Source organism: Bacillus sp. P4_D3, assembly GCF_056401855.1.
The window spans coordinates 1-7,287 of sequence record NZ_JBFUIN010000145.1 but is presented as its reverse complement, the minus strand read 5'-3'; the positions used below and the strand labels follow the sequence as shown (position 1 = coordinate 7,287).

The 7,287-nt window shown below is 35.6% G+C and carries 3 protein-coding genes and 1 pseudogene; 3 read left to right on the top strand and 1 reads right to left on the bottom strand.

Annotated features, from left to right (window positions below; all coding sequences use genetic code 11):
* Window positions 1-79 precede the first annotated feature (79 nt).
* The 3 genes from AC1DTM_RS15005 (at window position 80) to AC1DTM_RS14995 (ending at window position 4,220) form a co-directional block, all read left to right on the top strand.
* On the top strand, window positions 80-670 hold the full coding sequence (locus tag AC1DTM_RS15005; RefSeq protein ID WP_016103951.1) for a sensor domain-containing protein: 591 nt from the start codon (window positions 80-82) through the stop codon (window positions 668-670).
* Between the two features lie 4 nt (window positions 671-674).
* Complete coding sequence (locus tag AC1DTM_RS15000; RefSeq protein WP_477000421.1) at window positions 675-2,465, top strand: response regulator; 1,791 nt, start codon at window positions 675-677, stop codon at window positions 2,463-2,465.
* Between the two features lie 717 nt (window positions 2,466-3,182).
* Window positions 3,183-4,220, top strand: coding sequence for a serine hydrolase domain-containing protein (locus AC1DTM_RS14995; RefSeq protein ID WP_477000422.1), 1,038 nt, complete (start codon window positions 3,183-3,185; stop codon window positions 4,218-4,220).
* A 1,318-nt stretch (window positions 4,221-5,538) separates the two neighbouring features.
* Here AC1DTM_RS14995 and AC1DTM_RS14990 read toward each other — a convergent pair.
* Window positions 5,539-6,969: pseudogene (locus tag AC1DTM_RS14990) on the bottom strand (IS4 family transposase).
* Between the last annotated feature and the right edge of the window lie 318 nt (window positions 6,970-7,287).

Below are 7,287 nucleotides of genomic sequence, written 5' to 3'. Positions count from 1 at the left end.
ACCGTATGTGACAGAAAAACACTTAGTATCAAAGAGCAGTTTTTAACGCATTAACAATAGATGAGGAGGAGAGATTTTAATGACGAAAGCATCAGCTCAAAAAACTTTGCAAGATTTTTATTTCTTGTTATTTACCTTTGTATCCGGATTCTTTTACTTTTGTTTCTATCTGGTCAGCATTACATTTGCATTAGTAATGACTATTATCTTTTTGGGTATTCCCTTGTTGGCTTGGGTGCTACAAACAACTCACACGTTTGTTCAGTATGAACGTATTCAGACGAAGGTTTATACAGATGTATCGATAGAGTTATTCGAACCAAGAAAAAAAGAGGAGGGAGATAAATGGATTAAAGCGAGAGATACAATCCTTAATAATAGCAACTGGAGGGCTATTTTTTGGCTCATGCAGAAATTTTTTGTCGGAATAATGAGTCTTATATGTGCTGTTTTACTGTATGTAATGCCGCTAGTATGTATCGTTACACCCTTACTTTTTCGATATTTTAATATATACTTATTGGGCATTGCTGTGAATTCATGGGAGACAGCAATTTTTGTCATGATTGTTGGTTTCATTCTCATCTGGATACATAATCTTATTGGAAACTGCTTAGTTCGAATTATTGGAATGTACACGCGTTCCATGTTTAAAGCTATAAAGGAGTGATAATTTGTTTAAGACTTTGAAACTATGGTTCTGGTATGATTGGGCCTTACTTTGTATACGTTTTATTATTTGGCTATCATTGATATCAACGACTATCCAACAACAAGATCATTTGACAGTACCACTTTGGATCATAATTCTTTGGGAAATCGTTTCATTTTCAGTACCTTGGATTTGTTTAATGTTCAGTTATCGCTATTATTTGTTTACTGAAATAATATTATTTGGCGGAGTGTGTTTCTATTTAACTTTATTATTTCCGTCAGCGTATCTTACTTTTTTAATGCCAACTTTTATGATTGCGGCAAATAGCGCTCATAAATCTTACCGCTGGTCGGGTCCTATCACAATTATTTTGTTCCCGTTGCTCATTGCGATATTTTCCAAAGTAACAGATTTATGGGTAATCATCCTACAACTCAGTTTAGCTTTTGCTATGGGCTCTTTCTTTCGTTTACTGGCTATTAATTACCGTCAAAGTGAAACTATTCGGAACCAGAAACATGTATTGGAACAATACGTATCCCAAGTTGAGCGGATTACATTACTCGAGGAACGTGATAGGCTCTCAAAAGACTTACACGATACGATGGGGCATTCCTATACCTCAATTATTATGGGGATGGAAACATTACGTATGGAATTAAAGTCTAAAGAAGGAGAGCAACAGCTCGATTCATTATTACAATTGGCCCGTAACAGTATGGAAGAAGTAAGACTGTATTTACATCAATTGGATTTATCACAAGAATCGCTTCCCTTAGCTGTCACATTACAACAATTGACAGAGGAATTTAAGAAACATGCAAAAGTAAATGTACGTACTCAAATAATAGGGGAAGAGTATATGGCTTCCAAACAATCAAAAATGACACTATATCGGAGCTTGCAGGAATCACTAACAAATGCTGTTCGCCATGGGCATTCCACAGAAATCATTGTGTCACTTCACTTTGAACCACAACAGATAAGATTGGATGTACAGGATAATGGCTGTGGGGTCGAAGAGTGGAAGGATGGCTTTGGATTAACTGCAATGAAAGAGCGCGTGAGTCAGTCTCAAGGAAGGGTCATTGTTTATTCCAAAAAGGGGGAAGGGACGTTAATTTCATGTGTTTTACCTAAACAAGCACAACTGTCTAATGAACAAATCCGCCTGTGTATTGTCGATGATCATTCTTTTATTCGAGAAAGCCTTCATACAATTTTGGATGGACAGGAGGATTTACAAGTAGTGGGAATGGCTGAAGATGGAGAACGGGCTGTGGAATTGTGTGAAAGACTAAAACCAGATGTAGTATTAATGGATTTAGAGATGCCCAATCTGGATGGAATTCATGCGACTAAAATGATTAAGGAAAAATGGCCGGGCATTCGTGTACTCATTCTGTCAACCTTTCAGAATACAGAAAGGGCAAAAGAAATCATACGAAATGGTGCGGATGGATATTTATTGAAGTCCATAGATTCGCGTGAACTAGCTGAATCAATTCGTCTAGTCTATCGAGGAGGCACGATGATTAATCATGACTTGTTCCATAGAATGTGGGAAGAAAATGAAGAAACAGGATCATTTGAATCGCGATCAGATGGAAAAGAGTATGGATTAACGAAACGAGAACTAGAGATTTTGGAACTATTATCACAAGGAAGCCGTTATAAAACAATAGCTTCGAAACTTTACTTGTCAAACGGAACGGTAAGAAATTACGCCTCCAATCTCTATGAGAAGCTAGGAGTTAAAAATCGAGAAGAAGCCGTACAAAAGGCAAAAGAAACAGGATTACTTTCTTGACACTCTCACTTGAACTAGTTAGCTGAAGTCAATGGGGAACTTACAGATAATGCAGGGCATCACTACCCAATACTACATTTGAAACTACAATGAAAAATAAAGAGTTGGAAGCCCCCTGCTTTTTTGTGAATATAGTCCAATATAATTTAGTTGTTTAAAATGGGTATTCGGATTTTCATATCGAAAAGGTATAAGGTATAAGGGAGATGAATATTTTATTAAAACCTATCTTCACAGAGGACTGGTAAATAGTTTTCATATTCGCTAGTACATCGGTCCTAAATCTGAAAGTGAAATAGATATTTTGGTCAATAACATCTGTGATTTAGATGCTATTTCCCTCATTTCGAAAATATCTATTACGTTGCCATGAGTGGTTTTGGAATTGAAAGAGGTACTTCCGTAAAGTCGGGGATAATAACACTCACTAAATTCAAGCTCTCTATAAAGAGAAGAATTTAGAAACTAAAGAAATTAGTGTGATGGTGCTTTATTGTAGTCAAATATAAAATATGTCGTTTTGAGTTGAAGTAAAATGTGTAATCTAATTCTAAAATTTAAATTATATTGGAATGATGCAAAAGGGAATCCAAAACTGAAGTATCCAAGTAGGTCTGCGCAACCAGCCTGAAGATGGTCATCCCATTGGATTCAATATGAAAAAGAGAACAGGTTAATATATTTCTAATCATTTAAAGGGAAGGGTATGTGATTGAGATGAATAATACATATAATGAAAAGACACATACATCGATTAAACAATTATTTAACAAGTTTTCGCCAAAAGCTCCTGGCTTTGCATATATTGCTAGTTTCGATAGCGGAGTAACTTATAAAGGTGCAGTTGGCTTAGCTTCTATAGAGGGGAATCTACCCATAACTACCAAAAACGTTTTTAATATTGCTTCAGTTTCTAAACAATTTACAGCATTTTCTATATTACTCTTAGAACAAGAGGGGAAATTGAATTTAGATGATTCAATTGTAAAGTTTGTCCCTTCTATAGGAGCATATGCTGAACCTGTAACATTGAGACACCTAATTCATCACACTGGTGGACTAGTTGATTATATGGAATTGGCTGAAGCAGCAAATATTAAATATACTGATACATTAACTGTGGAAGAATCGCTAGAACACCTTAAAAGTCATCAAATTGCAAGGTTCCCAGTTGGAACAAAATTTGAGTATAGCAATACAGGATATTTTTTATTATCACAAGTGATAGAGAAAGTAAGTGGCAAGTCTCTACCTCAGTTTAAAAAGGAGCGTATTTTTGACCCTTTAAATATGAGGGCCACAACAATTGTGGATTACTACCCAACTACTATATCAATTGCTAGCGGATATTCGAAGAATGAACAAGGAACATATAAAATCTATGAAAGCCCTTGGGAACATACAGGGGATGGGGCAGTTCATACAACAGTTGAAGACCTGGTAAAATGGGGAGAGAATTTAACTATAGGTACCGTTGGTGGAAAAGACCTTGTTAAAAGAATGAGCGAAATAGGTCCGGAAATTTCTCCAACTGGAGAATCGATTATTGACAATGAAGATTATGCTTTTGGGCTGAGAGTTGCAGAAGGTTTTAATTGTCGATACCTGGAACATTCAGGAAGCTGGGCAGGTTATCGTTCACACTTCATGAGGTTTCCAAAAGAATATTTGTCTGTTGCGGTACTAAGTAACTATGATGAATTTGACTCTAAAAAATATGCTAATAAAATAGCAGGAATTGTTTTAGAAAAGTAAAAAATAGAGTGTAGAATACAGTATTTGGTTTACCCCACGTGGTTTTATATTGTTTTAAATTTATCTTACACTTTCTCAAAATCCAATCAAACAAACGGAAATAACCGTAGAATCAGAATTGTATTTTTAATTTTCGGAATGATCATTACCATTGTTGCGGTAATATTACAAATCGAGTATCCCTGCATTCTCATTTAGGGGGTACTTTAAAATCTTAGCTAGATGGGCAGGGGGTAGCGTCAGAAAAATGCGGATTTACAACGTTAAGGAAATCCCAAAATAAAAAAGCCGAATTTCTCGATGTTAAAATTAAGAAACTTGGCTTTTTTGCTCTGGAAAAGCGCCCTTTTATTGAATAAGAATTTTCTTCAAATCGAGACGGATTGGTATACAACACAACATTCACGAACCCTGTAGCGTGAATGTTGTGTTATATGACGTACCCGACTTCTTGGAATTACTTTCACACTGCTTTTCTGTTTCAATTTTACTGCAGCAATATATATTTCAGTAAAGGCTTTTTATAAAACGGCACGTCCTTATTTGTTACCGAGTTGTTCCGCCAAACCGATTAGAAGTCCTTCAGTTCCACGAAGGAGGAGTTTATACTGTAAATAAGGAGACATACATGATGTGGTGAATCTTTACACCCTTATTATAGTAAGTGCTTATATATATATAATAATAATTCATTTTAATATGAAATATTGCATTTTTATACATTTAGACCTCTATTAGTCATCTCTTAATGGTATCATAGCGAGGTGAGAGTCTTCAAGGGTTCTCCTTAATAGGAGGAAACGATATATGGAAAGAGTGCAAGCGATTGACAGTAATCTGAAACTCAAGAGCTGGGGTAAACAGGTACTAGCTGTAGGCGGAATGTTAGGGTTCTGCTACTTGGTGTTATATGTTTTCAGTTTCTTAGTTGTTATATAAATACTATACAACTACACTAGTGGGGTCTTGCCTACAGAGGTAAGGCTCTTTTGTTGTACCTGAGGTAAGCATACTATACACAATACCTCTCAAGATTTTCGGATTACCCTGTATGGTGCCTTGTTCCTCAGATGGTACAAATATAGGTTGATGGGCATGTGGCGGTACCCCATATTATTAAAATTAAGATGGTTCAAGTCGCAGGAAGGCACCTTAAGGTGTCTTTTTTTGCGCTTATAGGGGTAGAACCACATCGCTATCAAGCTAAGCTTATACAACGTCAATTATAGTAGAGGTTATTTCTTTTTTCTAAAGGGAAAGTGTAGGTGATTGAAAGATTCGCATACGAAATAAACCCTAACGGGTTTCATTTTTTGAATTAAGCCGCTTGATTATCAGACATGGTAAAATTGTAAACGACACCTAAAATATCAAAGACTGTTTTCTTCTCATATCTGTGAGATTTTCGCCCGTTTTGATGTAGGAGATTGAACAGGCGAAGTAGAATCTTTGATAGCTCTTGGGTGTCTTTCTGTATAGCTTGGAAAAGAAGTAGAAAATAATCTTTAATCATATATATGGCCTTATACTCACTCAGTTCTCGTTTCTTTTTTATAAGAAGTAATTGCCGCATTTGAAACATGATAGAAGAACAGAGTAGAATGGCAATCAATTGTCCATACAAATGGCACTCCCATCTTTCTGATTTTATCTTTTTACACTGATGAATTTGAAAGAATGATTTCCACGTTTTAAATAAAATTTCAATTTGCCAACGCAAAGAGTACCAATCATGTAATTGTCCCATCAGGACAATATCTGTCGGCGTGTTTGTCATATATACATTGATACCACTGAATCGTTTACTACGAGAAGAATACTTCATTCCTTTCTTTTTTTCTCTCACAGTTTGATCTTGTAATCGTTTTTGTTGTTGTTCTTTTGTTAGCCGATGAACAATCACACGAGTTGGTACTTTATCAATCATTCCTACATAAGCGTCAGGTATTTCGCATGTTTGTCCCGGTTGAAGTGAGTTCATTAAAACCTCCATATCTATCTGGATATACTCTGTACCTTTCTTGATTCTTCCATCTTGAAAATAATTAGGGCTGGGATTTTTTTGATAAATACGTGTATTTGATTTAATACGAGAGATATAGTAAGCCTTTTCATTTTGTATATGCTGAAGATCTTTCAAGTGAAAATAACCTAAATCACGGATACATAAATCATTCGCTGTCACAGTTGGGACACACAGAGAACCATAGGTTCGATCATGTTGTTTACCTGGACCTGTATGAATATGAAGGAACTGTCCACTTAATAAATCATACTCAAGCTGAACCTTTACTCCCGCTGTATGGCTGCATCCTCCTGCACCTGGATAAACAAACGAAAAAAGATCTGGAAGTTGAAATGCAGTTGAATCTAAAATACGAATACGCTTGAAAACAGAAGTATATGGAGAAGAAATCGGTATAGATGAGGTCAATTTTTGGTTTAGTAGTTCGGATAGTGTGTGTTGTAAAAATTGGACGGCTGCTTTATTAAATCGTTGATTCAGTCCCTCGGGACTGATGAGCACTTCTGTCGATGCTTCTAAACAGCTAGATAACTAAGTTAAAGACGTCGTAGCGACATTTTGATTCATCCATACACATAAAGCGACTAAATCTTTTGCTTGGTACTTACTGGTTCGTTGAACAAAACCAACATCTCTAGCAAAATCTCGTAAGATATTTGGGGATAAGAAGCTTTGAATTTCTTGAGCAAATAGTTGTAATTCATCAGATACAGAAATAGACATACAAAAACGCCATCCTTTCCTATGATTCTACAGAAAGCATAGCGTATTTTTTCATTTTAGGGGGTATTTTGTTTTGTTAGCTTGATAGTGATGTTGCGGTACCCCGTATAGCAAAGATTTTTCAAGAATTTGTGGATTTCATAGAAAACAAACGGAATATCAAGTAAAATATTATGTATTGTTTTATACATTTCAAAAGTTATTTTGATGATATTTTTGTAAGTGTATGAGTGGAAGTATCATCATGTATAGTATGGTTGAAATGGCACAAGAGAACTTTTTTAGTTCCTATCATTCTCTTTGATAAATGTTTGAAAT